The sequence below is a fragment of the Cohnella herbarum genome (assembly GCF_012849095.1).
Taxonomy (GTDB): Bacteria; Bacillota; Bacilli; order Paenibacillales; family Paenibacillaceae; genus Cohnella; species Cohnella herbarum.
Genome location: NZ_CP051680.1, coordinates 7550978 through 7576667, shown reverse-complemented (window position 1 = coordinate 7576667; position 25690 = coordinate 7550978). Strand labels below are relative to the sequence as shown.

Below are 25690 nucleotides of genomic sequence, written 5' to 3'. Positions count from 1 at the left end.
CAAAATCCCTCCTATATCAGTCGTTCGCCGGTCGTCAAGCGGCTAACGCGGTTGGCGATAATCAAAAGCGCGAAGCCGACGATCGACTTAAACAGTCCGATAGCGGTCGTCATGCCGTACTGTCCCTTAAGAACGCCTTCGCGGTAAGCATACGTGTCGATGATATCCCCGACCGAGTAGGTGACCGGGTTGAGAAAGACGTAGATTTGCTCGAAACCGACGTCCAGGATTTGACCGATTTTCAGCAAAAACAGGATCATGATCGCAGGCATGATGCCCGGAACCGTAACATGGAGCAATTGCCTCCATCGCCCCGCTCCGTCGATTCGGGAGGCCTCGTACAGCGTGGGGCTTATTCCCGCGATAGCCGCCAGGAAGATGATGGCGTTCCACCCCATCTCCTTCCATATAGCCGACGTTACGATGATGGGACGGAACCAGCCGGGTTCTTGAAGAAAGAAGACAGGATCGAAGCCGATAGCCCGAATCAGGTGATTGATCAATCCGACCTGAGGAGAGAGAAGCATGTAGCCGAAACCGCCGACGATGACCCAGGAAAGAAAGTGCGGAATGTACACGACCGTCTGAATGAAGCGCCGCATGGCCATGTTGCGAAGTTCGTTGAGTAGAATTGCCAGCATGATCGGCGCGGGGAAAGCGAACAGCAGTTGGAGGAAGCTGATGGCCAGCGTGTTCCACAGCAGCCTGCGGAAGTGGGCGAACGCGAAAAACTGCTCGAACCATTTGAATCCCACCCACTCGCTGCGCCAGAACCCTTCATATATGTTGTAGTCCTGGAAAGCGATGACGCTACCGAGAAGCGGAACGTACCGGAATACGAGAAAATACAACACGCCGGGTACGAGCAACAAGTAAAAGGGGGCATTCCTTTTCCAATAGGAAGCTCTTCGTCGCCGCTCGGAAGCAGGATTCAGCGCTTTTCTTACGGAGGATGGCCGAATGCCGGTAGCAGATGAACCCATTCCCGTCTCTCCTTTTTCTTACCGAATAATTCCATTATAGATGCAGCGCTTTCATAGCTACAATGAGGGGATGAACCGAAATACATGGAAATCGTCCTTAAAAAGGAGGAGGCGCTTTCGCGGGAAAAGCGCCTTCTCCTGCTACACTATTTCACCGGTCCGAACGTATACACGGCGATCTCCGACACGTTGGCGGAGTTGGTCGTTTTCTGGAAGCGTAAATACCGAGTCTGAACGTTCTCCACGATATGCTCGTTCCAGGTCTGGTACGTCGCGCAGGGGTCGGTGAACAGAGGCGTCCACGTGCCGCCCGGGCTACCGGCATAAACGGTAAAATTACCCTGGTTCTGATAATCGCGGAGGTAGATTCGATCGATATCGTAGACTTGGCCAAGATCGATATACGCGAACGCGGGAGTACGACCGGCTTGGTAGCCCGGATCCCAGTAGGTAACCGGCGCTCCCCCGGTTCCGCCCCGGGGATCTCCGACAAGCGATTGTTCGTCTGCCAACAGGTTCGCGTTGCCGTAACCGGATTCGTTCGTCACTGTGGATGAGGTAAGATCCAGCCACGAGCTAGGCGACTTCGTCGTCGCCGAGACCGCGTTCGATAGCGACGACTTATTCTCGCTCTCGTCCGCGGCTTTCATGGCGAAATAATACGTTGTCGTCTGGGACAACTGCTTGACCAGCATCGTCTGGGTGGTGCCCGCGGCAGTAGGTATCGGTTCGGAACCCAAACGGGTAGCGGCTGCCCAGTCGCCTTCTCCGGTAATCGGAGATTCGCTGTAGCGTATATCGTAATATTTCGCGTCGCCCGTGTTGCCGTCGTCTCCGGGCACCGTCCAAGACAGCCGAAGCGACGTGCTCTGGATGGAGGCTACCGCCAGATCGGAGATGGCCGAAGGCGGTATCACGTCTCCGGAAGCACCGCCGTCGGGAAGAAGGCCCAATCCCTGGTGGGGCGAACTCGAAGCCAGCCGCAAGTCGTCCGTCATCCAAGGCACCGCCGTCCAATACGAGGCGTTACCGGGCGCATTGGCTTCCGTTGCGACATGGGTCTGGATACTTTGATACATTTTCCCCTCATGAACGACGTAATCGCCGGCATTATAGGTGATCGCGATCTCGTTCGGCGGCGTTAAATTATATAAGGCATTATAAGCGGTAGATTTATAGGTCCATCTCTCCAACAAGGAGTAATCGAAGTCGGAAGAGAAGGTCGGATCCCTGAATTCTACGTCGGTGACGTCGGCGTTCGCGTTGCCTGAAGCGTGATAGTTGTTCAGATCTCCGTTAGCTGCGTTCAACGGGCCGATGAATGTCCGGGTTCCCTCGTACACGTTGTCGTTGATGGAGATCGGATTTGACGGCGCGAGAGCGTTGATCAACTTATTCGTATCCGTCTCCGTCAGCTTCACTTCATTAGCCTGGAACTGGATTCCGCTAATGAAGTTATTCTCGAGCCGTAAACCGGAAGTCGTATTCTGCTGGGGAGTTGGATTATTAAGATAGGAGAAAAAGCTTCTGCTATGAGAGAAGTAGTTATCGTGAACGTAGACTTCTCCTTGGGCGGGAATTTCGCTTCCGGGCGATGCCGTCCTAGCAAGGAAATGCACGTTGAACAGGTCGCCGCCGCTTCCGATCACGATATTATGATGGATGTCGATATCGCCATCCCTGGCCGTTAGTTGGAACGCTCCGTCCTGCCAGATTTGGAAAGGATCCTTCCAGTCGAGGGCGCTGAACAGGATAACGTTGTGATGGATTTCCGCCCCGTCGCCTAAATGACTAAGCTGCAGCCCTTCCGTGCCGGAACGGACGATCCGGTTATTATAGAATTGGAGATTCGTAAACTTGTGCTGCGCGTTCGAGTCCTTGCTCGTATTGCCGATATACGCGCCTTCCGATTCGTTATCGTGAATGTACAGATCATGGATTTTAACGTCATCCATATTAGCAAGCGGCTGATTATCGGACTTAATCAAGAGTCCGGCAAATCCGGCATGCCCGACCTCTACATACGAGAGCTCGAAGCCGGTTGCGCTGTCGACCTTGAGGGCGCTATCCCTCGTGTGAGTCACTTCGATCCCATATCTGCCCTCCGAGTCCCCGTATCCTCCGTTCTTATGTCCAACGTAACTCGGATGCCCCGTCTGTTGAACCGGATCGTATTCTCCGGTCAGAACCCAATTCGATCCACCGCTAAGCCACAGCGAATAACCATGGCGTTGATTCATCGGCCTCTCCTGTTCGTTAATGAGGACCTGCCCTCCGTAATTTGTGATGACTAACGGATCACTGGCGCTTCGCTGCGGCAAATTCCGGATCGTGATATACCTGTATTTACCGGCTGGAATATAGAGCCGATCCAAAGTGCTCCATGCGACATCAGGGTACTTGGTCTGTACGTTCTCAATGGAAACCTCCGTCTGTCCTTGAATGGGTAATACGAAGACGTTCAGCGGTTCATCCGCCGATACCGTTGCTCCGCCGGCCGGGAAGATTGCAACGAATAGCAATGCTAAGGCAAGCAATTGAACGAAAGGCTTTTTTCTCATAATCCTTCCTCCTCGAATTTGGTTTTCGCTTGCTTTCCTTCCTCGTTCTTCTCCTTCCCCTTTTAAGGTAGCTTGCTATATCAGCGTAAATATTTCCCTTTCTCAATCCAATTAGGTGATGTTACGAAATACATCGCGATAGAACTATCTTTTTCTCGAGTTGTCGCCAATAATTTAAAAACCAAAAAAACCACCCAATCCCCTTCTGCTGGGGATTGGGTGGTTGGGTGATTATTGTTTTATCACTTCGCTCGCGCAGCCTACTCTTCCAACACTTGAGAATCATCTTCGCTCTCGTGACCCTCATTGATCATATCCGCGTAGTTCTCGCCGGAGACGACTCTTCTAGCCGTTACATATCTCTTAGCGTAGTATTTATCCGACAACTTACTAATCCGCACGCCTTTGCTGCTCGACGAGTGGGCGAATTGTCCGTCGCCTACATATATTCCCGCATGAGAAACCCCTTTGCCGCTCGTGTTGAAAAATACGAGGTCCCCAAGACGAAGATCGTCTTTCTCGACTTTCTCTCCGATTTTGGATTGGGAACTAGACGTTCTAGGCAGCTTCGTCTCATATTGATTAAAAATGTACAAAATAAATCCCGAGCAATCGAATCCGCTAGTCGTCGTTCCCCCCCATTTGTAAGGAGTTCCTACGACTTCATCTATTGCTTTGTTCAAATCGTTCTGCGATGCGAAAACGCTTCCCCCGCTAAAAGCAATAACCAAGACGAAGCTAAACAACGATAAGACAAACTTCTTCAATGTTGCTACTCTCCTTCGGTGCCTACGAGGTTAGCTTAAGGGTTCGGTTGAAGGTTCCCTATAATCCCTTGACAGCAGGATTAATTCACCCAACTTGGTTCTCCCGTTTCTCCAATCGAGAATTCGGCATAAATAGATATTAAATTACATTATGTAATATAAATTCAAAAAAAATGCGGTAAATCCTGCTTCCCAAAGATTAGAATCCTCTCATACGTTACGGATCCAATTACACCGTAAATGCGAGGACGAATAGAGGACCGGATCGCTTATCTGTCAGGCGTGTCCCGATACAAAGTCGCGACGAATTGGCTCAAGTTCATCCCCGTCTTCCGCTTGAACATTTTCCCGAACGCGTGAATATCCGAATACCCCACTTCCGATGCGATCTCGCTAAACGACATCCCCGATTGGAGAGCCAGACCCTTCGCCTTCTCCAGCCGTATCCATACCAAATATTGAAGCGGCGACATGCCGAAGGCTTGCTTAAACTGAGTAATAACGTAATTACGGCTCCAACCGGTCAGTCGCTCTAATTCTTCATGTCGGAAACCGCTTCTCAGGCGACTGTCGATGTAGTTGCGGATGAGCACGAGCTTGGCGCTTCCTGAAGACTCTTTGACCGCCGAAGCAGCCTCGTTGGAGCGGCGCGCCTCGGATAAAGCGAGCAATATTCCCATGAGCAGCTGCTGACATCTCACCTTAGCCAACGTTCCCGGCTGACGATAATAATGAACGAGCTCCGATAGGCGATTTTCCAGCGAGTGATCCGAATAATTCCCCATGTCGTGGGGAGTCTCCGCTTCCGATCTGCCGAACGCGAGTAGATCCTGCAACGGAAATTCCGCGCTCCCGAAATGAAAAACAATCGAAACGCACACATACGGCTTCCCCGGAACGGTATTCACGTAATGCGCCTCTCCCGGGCCTTGGAACAGCAAATCCCCCTTGGACGTATGATACCGGATTCCGCCAATGACGTACTCCGCATAACCTTCCACCACGTATTGAAGCTGATATTGCTTTAAGACCCTCGGTTTCAGCGACCACTCCTCCGGCGCGTGGAACATGTGGGCTAAAGTAATGTACGGCGGAAAATAAAACTCCTGCAAGTCCTCCAGCGTCTCGGAAGGATCGAGGTAATGCAGTTTCTTCGTCATAACCCCGCGCCGCCCCTCTAGGTTGACTCTTACTTCTACCTTTCTTTTCGACAATGAGGACGATTCTTCCTTTTCCATCTACTCCTAAAAACCTAACCTATTGAAGCAAAAAACGATCCTTCCCCGGTGCAATCCCGAGAAAAGATCGTTGCGTGCGCTTATTTAGAATATGGCGTTTTCCAAGTGTACATAGACGAGTTCCCCATCCGTCTCGATCCAACCGTTATCCAGTTGAACCGTTTGAGGCTCGTTCCCGTTCGTAATCGCCGTTAGCCGATCCTCTGCCCAGCTATTACCGGAGAACACGGTCAAGACTCGGTTAACCGCGTGTACGGCTTCTGCATTGCCGCCCGGGTACGTTACATCGAGCACAAGCCGGTTGCCTTGAATCCCGACGACTCCCTCGACTCCGTTCGAATTGGTGAACCCGATGCCATTTTCGCGGAACGACAGCTTATAGTCCAATTCTCCGAATAAGGAAACGATATCTTTGGTTGATGCCGCGACGCGTTCGTTCACTCCGTCCAAAGAGTCCACTTGCCGGCCTGCCCAATCTCTCATTTCGCCGAGCGCCGTTTCCAATTCGCTTCGCGCTTCTTCCACCGTCGGGGCCGCATTGCCGCATGCCGCAAGGAGAAGCAGAAGAAGCAATGCTAGAATAGTCGTCTTTATTTTACTTTTCGCCATCACTCACCCGTCCACCTCTCGTCGTTTTTCTCTACAATACGTATGGAGAGGAAGTTGGTAGCAATATCTAATATCCGCCCAAGCAAGAACCCCTCGTTATTTTCCGATACCGAAAAAGAACAATAAAAAAATCCCCGGGCAACCAGGGATTCGAACTTATTAAGTATGGTGCGGTCGAGAGGACTCGAACCTCCACGAGATTGCTCCCGCCAGCCCCTCAAGCTGGTGCGTCTGCCATTCCGCCACGACCGCATACTATTGAATTGTCGCCCGATTCGGCTTACGCCTTACGGAGCAAATAAATGGTGAGCCATGAAGGACTCGAACCTTCGACACCCTGATTAAAAGTCAGGTGCTCTACCAACTGAGCTAATGGCTCGCATGGTGACCCCTAGGGGATTCGAACCCCTGTTACCTCCGTGAAAGGGAGGTGTCTTAACCGCTTGACCAAGGGGCCATTTCCGGTCTGCGATTTCGTAATTTCGCGTTACCCGTTTCAGACGACAAATATGATTATATCCGAATCGGATGGCGAGTGCAAGCATTTTTTCGGCATTTTTTTCGGACAAGTTTTGAGACGAGTTATTCTTCAGATATTGGGCACAATCGGTGTGGATTCGGTCACCCATAATTCGATGCGATATTGAAAATGAACAGTGTCGAAGGCTTGCAGAAATAACGTTAAGCCATCATCTTATGGCTGCCTTATCCTCGCGTCACACAGCGCATAACACCCTGGCATCACCTTATTGTTAGCCCAGTCATCGAATTTTACACTCTTCTGCCGGAATAACGTTACTGCATCACCCTATTCCCTCCGTACTCTCATGTACCTATCAAATAACACCTTCGTATCGCCTTAATCGCAAATCCGTGTCCCCACTCTCTCTTACAACCTAGTCGAACATTTATCGCCGCTTCGCGCCGTGCGCAGCTCCCAGCTCAGCGATGTCGTCTTAACACCTCTCAAACTGTCGCAATATTTCTCCTTTGTCATTAGAAGTCGAAGTTGTTGTGTTTGTGTATCGATAGCGGAATTCCGATCCGTTATATGCATTGTAGGGTCCGTTTTTTCATGTGTTAGCGGAAGGCTTTTCCGTTATTATTCGAAAATGCATTATATTGTTGTACCTCCTGAGAGAATAACGGAAATTCGTTCCGTTAAACAATACATCGCGCTAGAAAGAGAGTGTCATAGTGGAAGAGAATTCCGTTATTGATGACGGATAAAGGGTGATGTTGGTTGGCGGTTGGCGGTTGGCGGTTGGCGGTTGGCGGTTGGCGGTTGGCGGTTGGCGGTTGGCGGTTGGCGGTTGGCGGTTGGCGGTTGGCGGTTGGCGGTTGGCGGTTGGCGGTTGGCGGTTGGCGGTTGGCGGTTGGCGGTTGGCGGTTGGCGGTTGGCGGTTGGCGGTTGGCGGTTGGCGATTAAAATCAAAAAGAGCCCTCCGGCATTAAGCCGTGGACTCTTTCAAGTCGTCTTATTGAATGAACATGGGTGGCGGGGAGAGAGGGATTCGAACCCTCGCACGCATGACACGTCTACTCCCTTAGCAGAGGAGCCCCTTATAGCCACTTGGGTATCTCCCCATGGCTCCCCGAACAGGACTCGAACCTGTGACAACTCGATTAACAGTCGAGTGCTCTACCAACTGAGCTATCAGGGAAAATTGTTTTTCAAAAGCGACAAGTAATAATTTATCATGGTTCGCAAATGAAGTCAAGCATTTGAAAATGGTTTTTTTCGTTTTTTTCGAATAACCATTTTCGCCTGACTTATCTGCAATAATTTGGTTGAAAACCATTGACTTCACCCTTTTCCGTATGTTATTTATTGATTAATAAATCAAATCACGCAAACAACACAACACATCCGTCGTCGGTTGCAGAGAACCGGAATTCAGCGGTACTTGAAGACCTGCGAGTCCATAATGAAAGGAGAAGAAACTAAGATGAGTCCTAAAGAGGAAGTCGCAGCAAGCCGGAAAGATCAGATCATGAACAGCGCGGCAGCCTTATTCGCCTCTCAGGGCTACTACAAAACAACGACGGCTCACGTAGCCGAAGACGTTGGCGTAACGCAGCCTTACGTATTTCATTTCTTCAAATCGAAGGAGCAGCTCTACCTCGCCGTATTGGAACGGGCTTACGAAAGAATGGTGAACGCCTTCTCGGTCGTGCAAGCGCCGCCTGAGCACCTAAGCGATCAGATGGGTCAAGCGTTCCACCTCTTGCTGGAAACCCACAGAAACGAGATGTTGCTGCTGATGCAATGCTTCACGACTCCAGAGCCGTCGATCAGAAGTTTCGCCAAGGAAAAATACTCCTTGATCTACGACAATATCTCAGCACGGTTCGAGAAAGCTCAAGTTCCGAATCCCGGTCACGAAGCCAGCTCTTTTATTTCCGCCGGTTTAATCATTACGCTATCGGAGGTACTTGAGATGCCGAAGCTATCCCCCTGGTGCGACCACGAGTAATCGTGGTTGAGTGTTGGCTTTAATTTATTTATTGATAAATAAAGTTATATAGAGGAGAGATAAACCATGTTCACCCCCGCCCGCGTACGACTATTATTCGTCACCTGCATCGCCTTATTCATGGCAATGCTCGATAATTTGGTACTTGGAGTCGCGCTTCCCTCGATTCAGAAGGACCTTGGCGCTACGCTTTCAGATCTGGAATGGTTCATGAACGCCTACACGCTCGCCTTCGCCGTGCTGCTTATCCCGTTTAGCGTGCTTGGAGATTCGATCGGCAGAAAAAAAGTGTTCTTGGGCGGCGTAGTCATCTTTACCCTCGGCTCCCTGCTCTCGGGTCTCAGCGACAGTTCGATCGGATTGATTCTTTCCAGAGCCCTGCAAGGCGTCGGAGGGGCCGCGATCGTTCCGCTAAGCTTGACCCTGGTCAACAAGGCTTTTCCTCCCGAGAAACGAGCCGCGGCCATCGGATTATGGTCGGGAATCTCCGGGCTTGGCCTGAGCATCGGACCGCTCGTCGGAGGATTAATTATGGAGGGCGCTCCGTGGCAAGTCATTTTCTACGTGAACGTTCCTGTCGGGATTATCGCTTTCGTGCTTGGGTTGAAATGGCTTGAGGAGTCCAAAGGAGTCCGCAAACCACTCGACCCGTTAGGCGTGTTGCTGTTGACCGCCGGTCTATTCGGGATTATATTCGGCTTGGAACGGGGAAATTCCGAAGGATGGGGAACGCCGATCGTGTATGGTTCAATCGGTCTTGGAGCCTTGCTTCTTGTTCTATTCTATTTCTGGGAAAGAACACGCGCAAACCCGTTCGTGCGCTTCGATCTATTCCGCAGCAAAGCGTATACCTTCTATACGTTCGCGGGTTTCTGGATGAACGCCGGCGTTTTCGGCGCCATCTTCCTGCTAACCTTGTTCCTCCAACAAGCGCAAGGCAACACCCCGCTCGGCGCGGGAATCAAGGAAATGGCTTGGACGACGATGACGATGATCGCCGCTCCGTTGGCAGGGCTTGCCATTAGCCGATTCGGGAATAGAACCGTATTGCTCTTCGGACTTCTGTTCCAAGCGGCGGCGCTGGCGTGGTTCGCGCTGATCATCCAATCCCAAGGATTCGATTTCCCGTTCGTCTATCTTCTGGCTCCAATGATGCTGGCGGGTACCGGAATGGGACTCAGCTTCACTCCGCTCTCCCATGGATTGATCTCTTCCGTCCCGGAAGACGCCGCGGGTGAAGCGAGCGGAATGGGTAACGCCACTCGCGAGTTAGGCGGAGTGTTCGGCATCGCGATCAGCGGTTTGATCTTCCAATCGGGCGCCGCTATTCGGTCGCCGCAGGATTTCGCCGATCATATCGTTCCGAGCCTGGGTACCGGGGCTCTCATGATGACCATCGCTTTCCTCGGAATCGCGATTTTCGTCAGGAACAAACCGAATAAACCGAACAAACCCGATCCCGCGAAACCGATCGCGAAACCGCAAACGAAATCGGCGAATTCCACGATCTAATCGGATACCCGTTTCCGTGCGTCGAGCGCCGGCTGAGGCTGTTGCACCTGCAATAGCATAAGCCGCCCTCCGCAACGTCCGCAAGCGTACTTGCGCGGGTCCGTACGCCGTTTGCGAGGATAGTTCATCCCGCAAGCGCCGCATACGAGCAAATACTTCACGGGGAGGCTTCTGGCCGCTCCGGGGAGGGGACGGCAGTGCCTCGTAGCGCCTACCTCGACGAGCAATCGCTTGAAATCCTGATCCCGATGCTGGAATCCTTTGCGCTGAAGATGAAGATGATAATGACATAACTCGTGTTTAATAATGGCTTCCGTTTCTTCGACGCCATGAATCGCTAACTGATGAGGACTGATCTCGATATTGTGGCTCTTCGTAAAATAACGGCCGCCCGTCGTTCGCAACCGAGAATTGAACGATGCGCGATGCAAGAACGGCCGCCCAAAAAATTCGAGAGACACCCGTTCAATCCATCGTTGCAGTTCCTGATCTTCCATTTTCCAATCCTCCTGAACTTCAACGTAACGCCTTTTATCGGCTTGACCTACTTGAATTGTAGACTCCGATTGGGCTACACTGTCAAGTAGAAATGGTTGAGGGGAGACCGCGTCATATGCCTGAAATGTCATACGTTCTATTGCAGCAAGAAGATGGAGAGCTCCAGTTCGTGGAGATGCCCGCTTCCCATGCTTACCAATTAAGCGCATTGAATCTACGCCTTCATAAAGAATTGACCAAATTAACCGCCGACAACGTGCCGAAGCTGCCTAAAGCGATCGCCGAATTCCGCGCGTTGGATTTACTCGACGAGAAACGTTGTCCGATCGGCGGCTTGCAATACGTCAATGAACTCGAGCAAACCTTCGCGTCGATCCGGGAGGGTTCTTATCCGCTTGTCTCGTTATTGACGGAAATACGCGCGTTGCAAGCTCAATTAGAACAGTGGTACGAAGATGAGGAAATGTTGTAATCGTTGCGTCATCGGACCTGCACGGTCATCCGCCTAGCCCCATATGCTATTCATACAGCATGTGATGGGAGGAGGACGATTTCGATGCCTCAGTGGCTCTGCAACCAATTAATGTCCGCTTTTCAGAAAAAAGACCGCCGGCAAATTCGTCTGTTGAACGATTGTTGGTTCTACTACCGCGCCAAACCCGATAGATCCAAGGATAATGTTGGGATGAACCCTTGATAATTCGTACGCCGGCCTGCAAGCTTATAAATTCCGAATCAGAAAAAAAAGGATCTTCTCCCCGCCGAGCCGGTGGGATAGAAGATCCTTTTTGGTTTTGTTACAGAGTGAATTCATTCCATCTGGCCACTTCGTCAACCGTTAGCCGCACGGAAGGATGCCCTTCTTTGGCGGCTTTACCGACCGCGATCAGCATGATCGGAATGTACCGCTCGCCGATCCCGAACGCCTCGACGAATTTCTCCGCGTTATAGCCGCCCATCGGTACCGTATCGTAGCCTCTTGCTTTGGCCGACAGCATCAGCTGCATCGAGACAAGGCCGCCGTCCGTATAAATGATTCTGCGCGCGACTTCCGGCGGCAGCGAGGAGTACATTTTCGTCGAGTTGGCGATAAACGCATCCTTCGTCGCTTCGGGCATGTAGCCCGCTTCATAGGCGCGATTAAAAGTCGTTTCGATAAGCTTGTAACCTTCCAGATCCCCAAGCACCGCAATGACCGCGGATGCTTCTACGATCTGTTGCTGGTTATTCGCGATCGGGAGCAGCTTTTCTTTCAACGGCTGAGAGTCGATGACGAGAAAACGCCAAGGCTGGACGTTGGAAGAGGAAGGAGCGCGTACCGCTTCCGCGAGCAATTCCGTCATGTCTTCTTTGGAAATCTTGAAAGACGGATCGTAACTCCTTACCGAACGACGTCCATGGACCACTTCGGAAAATGTCGGGCTTTGTACTTCGGTTGTCGTTGTCATAAATGATTCCTCCATTCGAATGATAAAACTGAGTAAAAATATACACAGTTAACAAAATGTTAACATGCATGCGTGAGGCGAATACCAGTCTGTCCGGTTCGAATCGCTTACCAATACGCTTCTCCATGAACTAAGCTCATGAATAGAATTCCCGCATTATTCTGTGTTAATTTCAGCACAGTCAACTATTCAAAAGTTGGCACAGTATCCTGCAAATAAAAAAGTCGTTTAACTGTTACTTATATTGCACAGTATAGATCCGACAAAATCAAAAGTCAACTGCTAATATTTCCGATCTCGGCAAGCGAACTTCCCGTTAAGTTTTGAGCGCGGTCCGAGATTTGTCCGACCGTATAACGACCAAGCACTTCGAGCAAGGAACGATCCATTTCGGTCGTAATCTCGCTGAAAATCGTCTTCATCTCCATACCGAACGTATGCGTGCCCGTCGTTTCCTTAATTCCGAGACACAAAGGATCGCTCACTTGAAGAACGGTGTATACTTCCGCCAGCGTAATCGAATCGGGATCTCTTTTCAACCGGTATCCGCCATCCCGTCCTTCGCGAGTTTCCAGAATTCCGCCTCTTACCAGAGTAGCTAGAATTCGTCTAAGCAACGTCGCTTCGGATTGCAAATAAACGGCTAATTCCGCGCTTGGGCAAGTTTGGATATTATCTTTCGATAAAATGACAAGCGCTTGCAGCGCTAATCCAAACCATTTCGGATGATGGGACCCGACACACTTTTCCGGCTTCATTTTATCGCCTCCAGTTGCTTGAATTGTATCGAAAGATACGCGCTTGATCAAGGGGGAAATGTGAACGGGTTGAATTTAGAGCCTCCTGGAATTCCCGAATAATGCCTTGAAAAGGCCCTGAACCTTGGCTCAGGACCTGCATCCGACCGCTTGCTATTTCCGAATTCCGAACACTTCTTTGATCGCTTCTAAATAACCCAGCCCGTTAACCGTATCCGGCTCGAGATAACTGCCTTCCGTCCACTCGTTCCATGAATTCACGGTAACTATGGGGGTGCTCAACTGCCCCCGGTCCAAATAATCCCTCACCGCGATCAATGCTTCCTTGAATTGCTCCGGCGTATTGTCCACAAGAACGGGAGTAAACGGATAACCGATATTCGCATGCGTGTCCGATTGCACCGTCCGAGGCGTTGAATCCCAACCCACCGAGACGTTCGGATAATAAGGCAAGCTGTGCTCCCCTTGAAGAACGTCCCAGTAATCGATCGATTTACGGGCGTATTCCGGGTAGGAGACAGTGGGATACCCTCAAGCGGGGTATGATGAATCCAGACGTACGAGGTCACGGAATCGAAGCCAAGAGCTTCCACCATACGCTTAGGGTCGTGAACCTTCGTTTCCGTCGGAAGGATTTGAATGCCCCAGACGACCGCGTTAAGATTAAGCTCCCCTAAGCCCGCTTCTCTCACCCGGATTCGGAATGCCTCCAGCGCATCCCTCGTCTGCTCTACGCCTCCTAAACCCTTAATCAAGCTACCAAGCTCATATAACGAAAAGTATAATTTGCCATCGACGCGCCAGTATGATGGGTGATTGAAATAGTTATGAATGATGTATTCCGTCGCTTTGTCGAACGACTCTCTTGGCGTAGGCCCTTTAGTCAACAAGGTAACGTCCGTCGAACGTTTCAGCGGAAAAATGTTGACCCAATCGTGGTTCGCCCACATGAGCGAGAATTTCAGCCTGTCGTTGTTCGAGGCTTGCATAAAGCCCGATTCAAGCGCCCTTTGCAGGAACGGTTTGCCGTCGTACCAATACCAATCGTAGATAAACGATGTCACTCCGTGATCAGCGGCAGCCGCGATTTGCTTCTCCGATACGAGAGGGTCCGATTCATCCAAATAGCCCCACAGAGGGACTTTCGGTTGTTGGTGACCGGGAAACCGCGGCGTCGCGGCTTGAACCAGATTCCACTCCGTCCACCCTTCTCCGTGCCACTCTTCGTTGCGGGGATCGATATGATAATTGGGAAAATAATAAACGGCGACTTCATAAGGGTTAGACAAAGTAGGTTCCTCCTTGATGTTACGTTGCCTGGCTGGCTTCGTTACTCGTCTTCCGAGAGATGCGGAAGCGAATTCAAATAATTTTTGGGCGATAAGCCTTCGACTTTCTTAAATACTTTACTGAAATGATGCCGGTCTTGATAACCGACCAGACTGGAAATTTCATTAATCGTATATTTGCCTTCCGCCATCAGGGTTTTCGCTTTCTCCAATCGCAGCATCGTCAAGTACTCCAGCGGCGACTTCCCCGTCGCTTGCTTAAACAGCGTACGGAAATAATTCGGAGATAGAAACAACGATTGGGCAATGTCGTTGATATTGATATCCTCATGAAGATGTTTATACATGTAGTGAATCGCCTCGATCGCTTTTTCCCCTTGAGGATGGCTCTTCTTGACGCCTTCGTCCGTCGACATATCCTTGACCATCTGATGGAGGATACGCAGCATAAGAGAACGCATAATCAAATGATATCCGTACGGCTTAGTCTGGAAAACGTTCAGCATCTCGCGGAATAAGGGCAAATAGACATGGTATTCCGGCGAGTGGATAACATACGGAAAATCGATTTCGGCCAACTCGAATACCGGCCTGTCCACAAGCTTCTCGTCTACGGGAACATGATCCAAATTCGGATAATCCACGTCCGTATAGACGACGGGATCGAAATCGAAAGGCTCCCCCATATAGGCAAGGTCGAAATGCACGGCATAATAATGAAACGTATTCCCGTCCGGATCATAACAATGATGCAGCACATGCGGCCTCATGAAATGAATATCGCCGGGTCTGAGCAAGTACTCTACTCCCTGGATATTGTAGAGACAGCCGCCTTTGGTGACGTAAATGATCTCGTAATCGTAAATAGCCCTCGGAGGGAGGCGGTACAATCTGCTCTGCGGCTCGTTTTCCGGAATGTGTTCGTGTATATATCTTACGTAAGGCGCTAAATTCATAAAGTCGATTTTCTTGATCATATGTTCACCCATCGGTTTATTCCTCCGGCTTCTTCTTCATTGTTTGTCGCAATGATTTCAGAATAGCACAGAGGGAGTTCAATGGCAGGTTAATCGCGATCAGCCCTTAATCGCTCCGGCCGTCAAACCTTTGATCATATACTTCTGCGTGATAACGAATAACAGAATGAGCGGCAACGTCGCCAGCGAACATAACGCGAAAATCCCGCCCCAATCGCTGGATCTCTCAGCCTTGAATTGAAAGATTTGCGTAATCAGCGTTAACTTGCTCTTATCCGTCAAGTACAGAAGCGGACCTATGAAATCGTTCCAGAATCCGAAAACGGTCGTGACGATCAGCGTACCGGTGGCCGGTAGAAGCAACGGGAATATAATCAGCCAATACATCCGCAAAGGACCGTAGCCATCGATGCTGGCCGCTTCCTCGAGCTCTCTGGGAATTCCTTTGGTGAAACCTACGTAGATCATCGTTGCAAAAGGAATCGTTCCCGCCGTGTACAGCAGGATCAGAAGCGTTCTCGTATTCATCAAGTGAAGCGATTGCGCCAATTTATAGATAGGCACCATGCTCGTCTGGAAGGGAATGATCATTCCCGCCAGAAATAAAACGAACAGAAATTGGAATAGCTTATGCTTGTTGCGGGAAATCGTATACCCCGCCATCGATGCGACGATAATGAGCAAGGCCAGCGTTCCGCCGCAGATGAGCAGCGTATTTAACAATGCCCGCCCAACCTGCACTTTGGCGAACACGTTCTCGAAATTCCCCCAATAAATTCGGCTTGGGAATTTAAGCGGCTCGTAGAACTCCTTCGGAAGCTTAATGCTTGCTTCGAAAATGTAGTAGCACGGGTAGAGAACAAGTAATGATAGAACGACCATGAACGCTTCGAGCATTCGATCGAATATTTTATCTCGGAGGCTGCTAACGGAAGAGGAGCGCATTAATATTCAACCTCCTTGCTTCTCGTTAATTTGAGCTGCAACGCCGTCACCACGGAAATCGCGATCATGAATAGAATTCCGGCAGCCGTCGCATAACCGAAAGTATTGTTCTTGAACGCATAGTTATAGATCACGAGCGCTAAGGTAGATGTAGCATCGCCGGGCCCTCCGTTCGTCATGATGTAAGGCATCTCGAAAAACTTAAGAGCGCCGACCATTCCGAGAAACGTGCAAATCGTAAACGACGGCATCAATAACGGGAACGTAACGAACCTGAATTTCTTCCATCCCTGAGCTCCGTCGAGCTGCGCGGATTCATAGACTTCCTGGGGAATCGACTGCAATCCCGCTAAATAAATGACTGCCCCGTATCCCGTTCCATACCATAGCTGGATCAGAATGATCGAGGTCAGCGCCGACGAAGTCGTACCCAGCCAATCCTGAATGTATTTCTCCGCCCCGAGCCTGAGAAGAAGTTCGTTGAATACCCCGTCATACTGAAGGAGATTCGACCAGGTAACCGACACGACGACAAGCGAGACGACTAGCGGGAGATAGAACGCCGTTCTTAAGAAATAGCTGGATTTGAACGGTTTATTAAGGACTAACCCCAATAACAAAGAGAGAGGGTTCTGTACGATCACTACGAATAGAGCGATGGTTACGGTGTTTAACGCCGAACGAATAAACAACCGATCCTCGAGTAAATTGCGATAGTTGTCGAGACCGATAAATTTCGGTTTGTTAATGATGTCCCACTGCGTGAAGGAGTAATACAAGCTGCTAACGAACGGATAAAAGGTAAACAGCAAAAAGATGATCAGCGCCGGTAAAGTAAAGGTGACTCCGTATACCAGCCTCTTGCGCGTTGGATGCATATTCGTTCACCTTGCTTCTGGAAAAAACCAGACGATGAGGAGAACCTCGCCTCATCGTCTCGCTTCCCGGATTTGGAATATCAATTAAGGCAGGATAATTAGATTTTTGTCTTTCTCGTAATTTTTCTGCACTTCATCCAACTCTGCGTCGCTGCCCTTGCCCCCGCCAATCACCTTTGTCACGTAATTGAGCAAACCTGTTTTTACGGAAGGAGGGTAATAAGTGCCCCACTGGTAGGTTGTCGGATTGTTCTTCAGCACTTCAAGCAATTCTTTGGTAGCGGGTAGCTTGGCTTCGATAGTAGCGCTCTTCATGCCGGACATCCCTCCTTCGCCCAAATCCGCAACGACCGCTTCGGGACTCAGGATAATAGCCAGCAAATCTTTGGCTTCCTGCGGATACTCCGTCTGAGCGTTGATGGATACGCTGTGATCCGGTCCGACGCCCATGACGACCTTGCCATTCTCGTCGCTTATCGGGAAGAAGCCCACCTCGAAAGGATCAAACCCTTTGTTCGCGAACGTATCTTGAGCGACCTGAGCCATCCAAGGCCCTTGATAGATCATCGCGGCTTTGCCCGAAGCGAATTCGATCTGGGTTTGCGGCCAGTCGATGCTTAGCGCGCTCTTGTTAAACATGTTCTTCTGCGCCAACTGCGTGAATTTGTCCAACGCGCTCTTCGTTTCCGGGCCTATCAATTGCTGGGTACCCTTGAATACGTCCGCTTCGAACGTCGGACTGGTTAAAGCTTGCGCGGTTTGAGCATAACCTCCGAAGAAGTAATCAAGCGTCCATTGATCCTTGAAGCCGACCGTGATCGGAGTGATCTTGGCTGCGTTCAGCTTTTCCCCCGCCGCAAGAAGTTCATTAAAGTTAGTCGGAGGGCTATGCCCAGGTCTGCGAAAATCTTCTTGTTGTAATAAAATCCGAACGATTGAATCGTTGTCGCGGCTCCGTAGATTTTGCCGTCGTATGCTTCGACGATCTTCGTTGCGTCGACCATGTCGTTCACCCACGGCTCGTTCGATAAATCCATCAGGTAACCCGCCTTGCCTAGGCTGGGCACTTGCTGGCTGTAAATAATATCTGCCGCGGAAGAGGATGCCAGTTCGGCTTTCAATTTATCGAAGTATTTCTCCCCGGTAAGATTATCCCATTGGATTTTGCCTTTAGGATATTTGGCCGCGAACTTCTCCTCCACGACCTTCTTGAAGGCATCGGTCGTCCCTTCGCCGTCAATGAGGAACCAACCGGAAATCCTTATCGTGAAGTCCTTGCCCTCGTTGCTTGCGGCGCTCGCATCCGGGCTCTCGCTACCCGAGCCGTCACTCGAAGATGCCTTCGGCGATGGCGACGAATTACCGGAATCGTTACTCCCGCAACCGGTGAGCGCCAGCGCCGTAACCATGCCTATCATAAGTAACGTTGTCAAAAGCTTTTTCATATTTTATCCCCCTATCGTGATCGTTACAATCTGATTATAAGCGCTTACATAAATATAGTATTTGGCGAAAACGACTTTCCAGGGGGCGTTTTCACGCATTCGAAGGCGCATACGCAAAAACCCGAAGGCTCGGCTTACTACCGGCTTCGGGTTTCTTTATTACACGGGTTGGCGCATCGTTAAGCTGACGCGGCCCTTCTTCAGATCCGAACCTAACACCCATACCGTAACCGTATCGCCGACCGCGACGACTTCGGTAGGATGCTTGACGAATTTATTGCTGATCTGGGAAATGTGAACAAGACCGTCGTTCTTGATGCCGATATCGACGAAAGCGCCGAAATCGACGACGTTGCGGACCGTCCCCTTAAGCTCCATGCCAGGCTTCAAATCCTCGATATCCAATACGTCCGTATGGAAAATCGGAGGCGGCAGCTCGTCGCGGGGATCACGTCCCGGGCGCTGCAAGCTGTCGACGATATCGCGAAGCGTCGGAATGCCTACGGCAAGCCTAGCCGATACTTCGTCCAGTTGAATCTCCTTCAGCTTGTCTTTAAGCGCATCCGTGCCGATGTCGGTTAACTTCACGCCCAGATCCTTGAACAGCTTGCCGACGACGTCGTAAGATTCCGGATGAATCGGAGTGCGGTCCAGCGGATTCTTCCCGTCGGATATGCGTAGAAATCCCGCGCATTGCTCGTAAGTTTTGGCTCCGAGACGCGGTACCTTCTGAATCTGCGAGCGTTCGACGAACTTCCCTTTCTCCTCGCGGAGCTTCACGATATTGCGGGCCATCGTCGCGTTAATGCCGGAGACGTAGGATAATAACGACGGAGACGCCGTATTCACGTCTACGCCGACATGGTTAACCGCCGATTCCACGACGCCCGACAAGCTCTCGTCCAATCTCTTCTGCGTGACGTCATGCTGGTATTGCCCAACGCCGATCGCTTTCGGTTCGATCTTGACGAGCTCGGCCAGCGGATCCTGCAAGCGGCGGGCGATAGATACCGCGCTGCGCTCAGAGACGTCCAAATCGGGGAATTCTTCGGCGGCCAGCTTGGATGCGGAATAGACGCTCGCGCCCGCTTCGTTCACGATCAAATATTGCAGGCTGCGTTCCGGCATCGCATGGATGATTCCGACGACGAATTGCTCCGTCTCGCGCGAACCCGTTCCGTTGCCGATGACGATCAGTTGCACGCCGTACTGGTTGATCAAGCGGCGGAATACGACTTCCGCCTCCGCTTTCTTGTTGTGCGGCGGCGTCGGGTACGTGACCGCGACTTCCATCAGCTTGCCCGTATCGTCCACGACGGCCAGCTTGCAGCCCGTCCGATAAGCCGGATCGACGCCGAGCACCACACGCCCTTTGACCGGAGGCTGCAACAACAGATTCCGCAGGTTCTCTGAAAATATGCCGATCGCGTGCTCCTCCGCCTTCTCGGTCAATTCGTTCCTAAGCTCGCGCTCTATGGAAGGAGAAATTAGCCGTTTATAAGCATCTTCCGCCGCTGCGGCTAATGTGTCGCGAGCAATAGATGGTCCTCTTAGCGTTCTACGATTCAACTCCTCAACGATACGATCCGTCGGAACGTCGATCGATATTCCGAGCACATCCTCGCGTTCCCCGCGATTCATCGCCAACACGCGATGAGGCGGCAGGCGCTTCACCGGCTCGGAATATTTGTAATACATTTCGTATACGGTTTCCGCTTCGGAGTCTTTGGCTTTGCTGATCAGAACTCCCTGATCCCAAGTGAACCTACGAACCCAGCGGCGAATATCCGCATCGTCCGCGATCCCTTCGGCCACGATATCGGACGCGCCTTGAACGGCTTCCTCCGCGGAGTTGACCCCCTTGTCCGGATCCACGTATTTACCCGCTTCGCCAAGCAAATCCCCCTGTCGCGGCTGAGAAAGTAACCACAACGCCAACGGTTCAAGGCCACGCTCCTTGGCGACGCTTGCGCGCGTTTTTCTTTTCTGGCGGTAAGGACGGTATAGGTCTTCGACTTCTTGCAGCTTAGTCGCCTTCACGATAGCCGCTTGAAGCTCCGGAGTCAGCTTGCCCTGCTCCTCGATGAGCCGGATGACTTCTCCTTTGCGATCTTCAAGCCCTTTAAGGTACGTGCGGCGATCATCTATGGCGCGAAGCTGCACCTCGTCGAGCTCGCCCGTCATCTCTTTCCGGTATCGCGCGATAAACGGAATCGTATTTCCGTCATCCAACAAGGCCGCTACGGTTCTGACTTGACCTAACCCGATGCCCAATTCGCCTGCGATTTGCTTAATCATTCTCTCTTGCGCAGCTTGCGTTCCCGCCTCAATGCCAATACTCATCGATAAGTGCCTCCCGCTACTATTTGCATCTTACCATTATGAATTTCAAGGCGGTCATACGCAAGTTTTCTTCTTTATTCGCTAGACATGCTACCTTCCGAACTTCAGCTTTTCACCATTCGATCGAATAGAAAATCGACGATATGAACGGCTTGGACCCGATCGTTGTCCGCATGCTTGTCGATGCCGAGCTTCATCTGCATCAAGCAGCCCGGGTTGCTCGTTACGATATAGTGAGCTTTCGTGGCATTGGCGTTTTCCATCTTGTGTTCGAGAATCTGATTGGCCATTTCCGGTTGCGTCACGTTGTATATTCCGGCCGAACCGCAACAGGAACCGGCATCCTTCATCTCCACGAGCTCCACGTCCGGCAGAGCGGCCAGCAGCTTCCTCGGAGAATTCCCGCCTTTCATGACGTTGCGCAAATGGCAGGAGTCTTGGTACGTGACGCGAACGCGGTCGTTCGATTGCGGTTGCGAGGGTTGCGGCAATCTTCCCTTCTCAACGAGAATCGTGCTGATATCCTTCACTCGCTTCGCGAACCATTCGGATTGCTCCCGCCAATCCGGCTCGTCGTGCAACAGATGGTCGTATTCGATAAGAATCGCTCCGCAGCCTCCGGCGTTGGAGATGATATAATCGACGCCAGCTTCTTGGAAAGCGCGTATATTGCTCTTGGCGAGCTGTTTGGCATCGTGTGTTTCCCCGCTATGGGCGTGGAGAGCGCCGCAACAATTTTGCGATTCGGGAATGATGACTTCGAATCCCGCCTCCGACAGCAAGCGCACCGTTTTGTTGTTCGTTTCGGTGAACATGGAATCCATCAGGCATCCCCTGAACATGCCGACCGTAGCGAGTTTCTCCCCTTTGGCGGGAATTCGCGTGCCTAACTGCTGAATGACGCCCTTGCCCGATACTTTGGGCAATGTCCGTTCAAGATCCGCCAACTGCTTGGAGAACAGTCCGACAGCTCCGGTTTTCCTGACCGCCGTTTGGAGTCCCGTCTTCTGATAAATCCGCAGTCCTTTCCCGAGGAGCCCCATCCGGTTCTGATGCGGGAACAGTTGCTTGAACACGAGCTTGCGAACGACCTTTACCCATCCGCGGTGCCGTACGGTATGCGCTTCGATCGCATCCCTTGCCTGCTCGATCAATTGGCCGTATTTCACGTCCGCCGGACAAGCCGGCTCGCAGGCTCTGCAGCCCAAACAATGGTTCATTTGGTCTTCGAACTGGTCGTTAGGCTCCATGACGCCGTCAACCGTCGCCTTCATCAGCGCGATCCGTCCGCGCGGGGATTCCGCCTCCAGTCCCGTTTCCTTGAACGTAGGACAAGCCGGCAAACAGAAGCCGCAGCGCATGCAGTTCGTCAATTGGTCATAGTCCAGCTTGATCTTCAACGTTTGCCGCAGCGCTTCGGCAGTCGATTTAGCCACGGTTCAACACCACCCTGCGTCTTGTTTCCTTGGCGAACATTTTCCCCGGGTTGAGCAGATTGAGAGGATCGAAGGCTTGCTTGATGTTCTTCATAATGGCGATGCCCGCGCTGCCTACCTTCCATTCCAAGAACGGCGCTTTAACCAAACCCACTCCATGCTCTCCGGTAATGGTTCCACCAAGCTGAATCGCCGCTTCGAAAATTTCGGCGAACGCTTCCTCGACCCTGTGGATCTCTTCATGATCCCTTGCGTCGGTCGTAGCCGTCGGATGCAGATTGCCGTCCCCCGCATGCCCGAAAGTACAAATCTGCACGTTATATTTCTGCGCGATCCGATTAATCTCCAGCACCATGTCGGCGATCTTCGAGCGCGGCACGGTCGCATCCTCCAGAATCGTCGTCGGACGGAGTCTGGCCAGCGCCGTGAACGCGCTGCGCCTTGCGGTCAGAAGCTTTAACGCCTCCTCTTGATTGCTCGCGATGCTGATCTGATCCGCCTTCTCAGCGTGGCAGATCTCGGAAATCAACTCGATGTCGCGTTCCACCGTCTCGAAGTCGCCATCCTGTTCGATCAGCAGGATCGCCGCCATGTTCAAGGGCAATCCGAGCTTCGCGTAATCGTCCACGACCCGAATCGTCGGATTATCCATGAATTCCAGCGTGGCGGGAATGATCCGGTTCTCGATAATACGGGAAACGGTACGAGCCGCTCCGTATAAATCCGTAAACATGGCCAGCATCGTCTTCTTGTGCTTGGGCGGAGGAATCAGCTTTAACGTCGCCTCCGTGACGATAGCGAGCGTGCCTTCGGAACCGATCAGCAGCTTCGTAAGATCGTAACCGGCGACGTCCTTCATCAGCTTCCCGCCGGTACGAATGATCTCCCCGGACGCAAGCACGCATTCCAGCCCGAGCACGTAATCCTTGGTCGTCCCGTATTTCAAACCGCGCAACCCTCCCGAGCATTCCGCGATGTTGCCTCCGATCGTGGAGATGGACATGCTGCTCGGATCCGGCGGATAGAACAGCCCCAACCCTTCGATATGTTCAATGAATCGTTTCGTGATGATTCCCGGTTGAACCGTTGCAGTGAGATTCTGCAAATCGACTTCCAAGATGTCGTTCATCCGGTGCATGACCATCACGACGCCCCCTTGCACGGGTACCGTTCCTCCGCATAGATTCGTCCCCGATCCCCGGCTTACCAAGGGAATGCGGTGCTTATTCAAGATCGTCATAACCGCCGAGACTTCCGCCGTATTACCGGGATAGATGACTCCGTCCGGCAATGATTGCAACATAGGCGTGCCGTCATAAGAATGCGTGACTAACGATTCCTGATCCTCTTTGTAATAACGTTCTCCTACCGCTTCCCGAAGCTCCGCGACAATCGCTCTGTCCAACATGAGATGAGCTCCTCCTCGATTATCATTTTCTGGTTAATTGATCATGTGATCTGATGACTTTTCTTATAGCTTAACGTATGATTGAATAGATGTATATGTTTTTTTATGGAGGTAGCGCCGTGGCATTCCAGAAAATCAAGACGCAAAGAGGCTCCGAAATCGTCTTGCAGCAAATCAGAGAGCAGATTCAATCGAATCTCTATCCTCCAGGATCCAAATTACCGACCGTAGTCGAACTTGCCGCAAGCTTCGAAGTCGGGCGTTCCACGATCCGCGAAGCATTGAGCGCCTTGAAAGCGATGGGGTGGGTAACGATCCGCCACGGCGGAGGCACTTACGTCAGTCTTCAGACGCCCGGTGAAGACGGCATCGAACCTACTGCATACAATACCGAGCTATTGCAGGAAGTGCTGGAAGTGCGCAAGTTCATCGAGATCGGTTGCGCTACGCTTGCGGCGAAAAGAAGAAACGACGAAGATCTCGCGGAGTTGAAAACAATCCTTGACGAAATGGAAGCCGCTCTCGATAACGAAGGGGAAAGCGAACAAGCGGATTTCCGGTTCCATCTGCTCGTCGCGAACGCCTCCCACAATTCGCTCTTGATCTCCATGATGGAATCGCTGACCGAACGGATGCAGGAAAGCATGAAGGAGTCTCGTCGGCTGTGGTTTTTCGCAGAACGTTCTTCCGCGGAGAAGCTGTTGCAGGAGCATAAGGAAATTTACGGTGCCATCGAAGCGAAGAACGAGGAGCTGGCAGGGGAAAGAATGATGCGGCATCTGGTGAAAGTAGAGAAGGTCCTCTACGTTAAAGCGCCGCAAGGAACGGGAGAATAGCCCCGCTTTGCATGCTGCATGCAAAGCGGGGCTACTCTAGTCGTGCGTGCGTGCGGTCGGTTAAACGAAGTTTAAACCGGCGGCATAAGGGAGGGGAATCGGGAATAGCTTACCGAGCATCTCCCGATACTGGGCGATTGCCGCAACGTCGGGATCAAGGTCGAACAGGACCGAGACCAGCTCCTCGGACGTAAGCCTAATCGAATTGTCGTCGATCCTTAGTTCCGCCGCCCCTTCCTCCCCTTTCACGTTATCCAGAGTTATCCTGGGAGCAACCTCATTGTTCTTCTCCTTCAGGTATGGAGCGAGCTGCGTTAGCAACCGTTTCGGATCGATGATCTTAACCGTGCCGGTGTTCGTCCCTTCCGTATAGGGAACCCGTTGAAGCGCCTCTTGCATGTCCGAATCATGGAACGGAACCGCCACCCGAAGCTCGGATAGTCCGCGCGACTCTTGGATGAAACTAAGGAGTTGAGCCGCCTTAACCGCATCGCCGCCCCATTCGACGACGAAAGGCGACGACTGCGTAGGATGTTCCGCCGGCATGGCTACGACAGCGTAAGCCGCGATGCTCCCTTCCGATTCCGCGACATAGGTCTCGTTCCTTAACTTAGAAATGCTCGCTAGGGATTCGGAACGAATAAGCAGAGCCGTTTCGTATAGTCCCCGGCGATATCGCGCGAACGCATCGTCGGCCAGAGCCTGCAGGCGAAACCGGTCGCTCTCCCGAAATTTCCTGTAGCTCGCTGAACCGGCTTGCTCGGTTTCCATGAATTGCCCAGGCTTAATCGAGTAGTTCCTAACCGACCCGAAGCGATGACACCCATGACGCCGATACAAGCTCCGATCCCCGGACACGTACAAGAGCGAAGCACCGGACGCAGCGATATGTTCGAATGCCAGCTTTAGCATATCGCCGGCGTAGCCGCGCCCCCTGTAATCCGGATGCGTGCAGACGGCGCCCATGGAGAACAACGGCAGTACCGCTTTGCCGATCTGAAGCTCGCTTGGGACGAGCCCCATGAACGCCGCGAGTTTTCCGTCTTCGAATGCGCCGACGGAACTCCCGAAATTGCCGGAGAATATGAAGGGAAATGCAACCCCCATCGAAGTTTGCTCTTCGTCGCGAAACACGAGATCGGCAAGAGCTGCCGCGCTCCCTATCTCCTTCTCCTCCACGAACCGGATTTCCGCCATTTTAATCAACCCTCTCCCTAGATGTTCTCGATTGTTTCCAGCTTCGCGTCATTCTCATTCCTGTTTAATTTATCGAAAAAAACCG

23 protein-coding genes, 5 tRNA genes, 1 pseudogene and 1 riboswitch are annotated in these 25690 nt (G+C 51.7%); of the genes and pseudogenes, 6 read left to right on the top strand and 23 right to left on the bottom strand.

From position 1 onward, the window contains the following. Window positions 1–11: 11 nt before the first annotated feature. From HH215_RS31835 to HH215_RS31800, 8 genes are all read right to left on the bottom strand, one after another. A complete protein-coding gene (locus tag HH215_RS31835) occupies window positions 12–983 on the bottom strand; it encodes an ABC transporter permease (RefSeq protein ID WP_169283561.1) in 972 nt (323 codons plus the stop codon). A 146-nt stretch (window positions 984–1129) separates the two neighbouring features. After that, on the bottom strand, window positions 1130–3544 hold the full coding sequence (locus HH215_RS31830; protein WP_169283560.1) for a discoidin domain-containing protein: 2415 nt from the start codon (window positions 3542–3544) through the stop codon (window positions 1130–1132). Between the two features lie 260 nt (window positions 3545–3804). Continuing rightward, window positions 3805–4311: a C40 family peptidase gene (locus tag HH215_RS31825; RefSeq protein ID WP_169283559.1), complete on the bottom strand. Its 507-nt coding sequence runs from the start codon at window positions 4309–4311 to the stop codon at window positions 3805–3807. A 3-nt stretch (window positions 4312–4314) separates the two neighbouring features. Beyond that, window positions 4315–4450: riboswitch (cyclic di-AMP (ydaO/yuaA leader) on the bottom strand. A 130-nt stretch (window positions 4451–4580) separates the two neighbouring features. Beyond that, window positions 4581–5471, bottom strand: coding sequence for a helix-turn-helix domain-containing protein (locus tag HH215_RS31820; RefSeq protein WP_169283558.1), 891 nt, complete (start codon window positions 5469–5471; stop codon window positions 4581–4583). A gap of 162 nt (window positions 5472–5633) precedes the next feature. Then, window positions 5634–6161, bottom strand: coding sequence for a hypothetical protein (locus tag HH215_RS31815; RefSeq protein WP_169283557.1), 528 nt, complete (start codon window positions 6159–6161; stop codon window positions 5634–5636). Window positions 6162–6324: 163 nt separating this feature from the next. Next, window positions 6325–6410, bottom strand: a tRNA-Leu gene (locus HH215_RS31810). Window positions 6411–6461: 51 nt separating this feature from the next. Further along, window positions 6462–6537 (bottom strand) — tRNA-Lys (locus tag HH215_RS31805). A gap of 3 nt (window positions 6538–6540) precedes the next feature. Next, window positions 6541–6615, bottom strand: a tRNA-Glu gene (locus HH215_RS31800). Between the two features lie 786 nt (window positions 6616–7401). Between HH215_RS31800 and HH215_RS31795 the strand changes: the two genes are divergently transcribed. After that, window positions 7402–7587, top strand: coding sequence for a hypothetical protein (locus tag HH215_RS31795; protein ID WP_169283556.1), 186 nt, complete (start codon window positions 7402–7404; stop codon window positions 7585–7587). A 67-nt stretch (window positions 7588–7654) separates the two neighbouring features. Here the strand turns inward: HH215_RS31795 and HH215_RS31790 are convergent. Next, window positions 7655–7745 (bottom strand) — tRNA-Ser (locus HH215_RS31790). 1 nt (window position 7746) lies between these two features. Next, window positions 7747–7822, bottom strand: a tRNA-Asn gene (locus HH215_RS31785). A gap of 285 nt (window positions 7823–8107) precedes the next feature. Here HH215_RS31785 and HH215_RS31780 point away from each other — a divergent pair. Both HH215_RS31780 and HH215_RS31775 read left to right on the top strand, forming a co-directional pair. Beyond that, window positions 8108–8635: a TetR/AcrR family transcriptional regulator gene (locus tag HH215_RS31780; protein ID WP_169283555.1), complete on the top strand. Its 528-nt coding sequence runs from the start codon at window positions 8108–8110 to the stop codon at window positions 8633–8635. Between the two features lie 66 nt (window positions 8636–8701). Next, window positions 8702–10147: an MFS transporter gene (locus HH215_RS31775; protein ID WP_169283554.1), complete on the top strand. Its 1446-nt coding sequence runs from the start codon at window positions 8702–8704 to the stop codon at window positions 10145–10147. Here the strand turns inward: HH215_RS31775 and HH215_RS31770 are convergent. Continuing rightward, a complete protein-coding gene (locus HH215_RS31770; protein ID WP_169283553.1) occupies window positions 10144–10644 on the bottom strand; it encodes a SprT family protein in 501 nt (166 codons plus the stop codon). The genes HH215_RS31775 and HH215_RS31770 overlap by 4 nt on opposite strands. Window positions 10645–10760: 116 nt before the next feature. Here HH215_RS31770 and HH215_RS31765 point away from each other — a divergent pair, with 116 nt between their 5' ends. Continuing rightward, window positions 10761–11117 carry a hydrolase/acyltransferase gene (locus HH215_RS31765; protein ID WP_169283552.1) on the top strand — a complete coding sequence of 119 codons (357 nt, stop codon included), beginning with the start codon at window positions 10761–10763 and terminating at the stop codon, window positions 11115–11117. Between the two features lie 84 nt (window positions 11118–11201). After that, window positions 11202–11342: a cortex morphogenetic protein CmpA gene (gene cmpA, locus HH215_RS31760; RefSeq protein WP_169283551.1), complete on the top strand. Its 141-nt coding sequence runs from the start codon at window positions 11202–11204 to the stop codon at window positions 11340–11342. 100 nt (window positions 11343–11442) lie between these two features. On the opposite strand, the gene HH215_RS31755 is transcribed toward cmpA, so the two are convergent. The 11 genes and pseudogenes from HH215_RS31755 to HH215_RS31705 form a co-directional block, all read right to left on the bottom strand. Next, complete coding sequence (locus tag HH215_RS31755) at window positions 11443–12093, bottom strand: nitroreductase family protein (RefSeq protein ID WP_169283550.1); 651 nt, start codon at window positions 12091–12093, stop codon at window positions 11443–11445. Window positions 12094–12368: 275 nt separating this feature from the next. After that, a complete protein-coding gene (locus HH215_RS31750) occupies window positions 12369–12851 on the bottom strand; it encodes an RrF2 family transcriptional regulator (RefSeq protein ID WP_169283549.1) in 483 nt (160 codons plus the stop codon). A gap of 153 nt (window positions 12852–13004) precedes the next feature. Next, entirely contained in the window at window positions 13005–13253 is a 249-nt protein-coding gene (locus HH215_RS31745; protein ID WP_254450291.1) for a glycoside hydrolase family 99-like domain-containing protein, read from the bottom strand. Beyond that, on the bottom strand, window positions 13166–14140 hold the full coding sequence (locus HH215_RS31740; RefSeq protein ID WP_169283547.1) for a glycoside hydrolase family 99-like domain-containing protein: 975 nt from the start codon (window positions 14138–14140) through the stop codon (window positions 13166–13168). The genes HH215_RS31745 and HH215_RS31740 overlap by 88 nt, the downstream gene beginning before the upstream one ends. Window positions 14141–14181: 41 nt before the next feature. After that, a complete protein-coding gene (locus HH215_RS31735) occupies window positions 14182–15129 on the bottom strand; it encodes an AraC family transcriptional regulator (protein ID WP_169283546.1) in 948 nt (315 codons plus the stop codon). 87 nt (window positions 15130–15216) lie between these two features. Continuing rightward, on the bottom strand, window positions 15217–16062 hold the full coding sequence (locus HH215_RS31730; protein WP_169283545.1) for a carbohydrate ABC transporter permease: 846 nt from the start codon (window positions 16060–16062) through the stop codon (window positions 15217–15219). Further along, the gene (locus tag HH215_RS31725; protein WP_169283544.1) at window positions 16062–16940 is read right to left on the bottom strand and encodes a carbohydrate ABC transporter permease; all 879 of its coding nucleotides are present in this window, start codon (window positions 16938–16940) and stop codon (window positions 16062–16064) included. Before HH215_RS31725 ends, HH215_RS31730 begins: the two co-directional genes overlap by 1 nt. Window positions 16941–17024: 84 nt before the next feature. Next, window positions 17025–18349: pseudogene (locus HH215_RS31720) on the bottom strand (ABC transporter substrate-binding protein). Between the two features lie 195 nt (window positions 18350–18544). Next, complete coding sequence (locus HH215_RS31715) at window positions 18545–20728, bottom strand: Tex family protein (RefSeq protein ID WP_169283542.1); 2184 nt, start codon at window positions 20726–20728, stop codon at window positions 18545–18547. Window positions 20729–20832: 104 nt separating this feature from the next. Beyond that, window positions 20833–22164: a (Fe-S)-binding protein gene (locus HH215_RS31710; protein ID WP_375140476.1), complete on the bottom strand. Its 1332-nt coding sequence runs from the start codon at window positions 22162–22164 to the stop codon at window positions 20833–20835. Then, entirely contained in the window at window positions 22157–23572 is a 1416-nt protein-coding gene (locus HH215_RS31705; RefSeq protein ID WP_169283541.1) for an FAD-linked oxidase C-terminal domain-containing protein, read from the bottom strand. Before HH215_RS31705 ends, HH215_RS31710 begins: the two co-directional genes overlap by 8 nt. 119 nt (window positions 23573–23691) lie before the next feature. Here HH215_RS31705 and HH215_RS31700 point away from each other — a divergent pair, with 119 nt between their 5' ends. Then, a complete protein-coding gene (locus HH215_RS31700) occupies window positions 23692–24408 on the top strand; it encodes a FadR/GntR family transcriptional regulator (protein WP_169283540.1) in 717 nt (238 codons plus the stop codon). Between the two features lie 60 nt (window positions 24409–24468). On the opposite strand, the gene HH215_RS31695 is transcribed toward HH215_RS31700, so the two are convergent. Then, complete coding sequence (locus HH215_RS31695) at window positions 24469–25605, bottom strand: GNAT family N-acetyltransferase (RefSeq protein ID WP_169283539.1); 1137 nt, start codon at window positions 25603–25605, stop codon at window positions 24469–24471. Window positions 25606–25690: the final 85 nt, after the last annotated feature.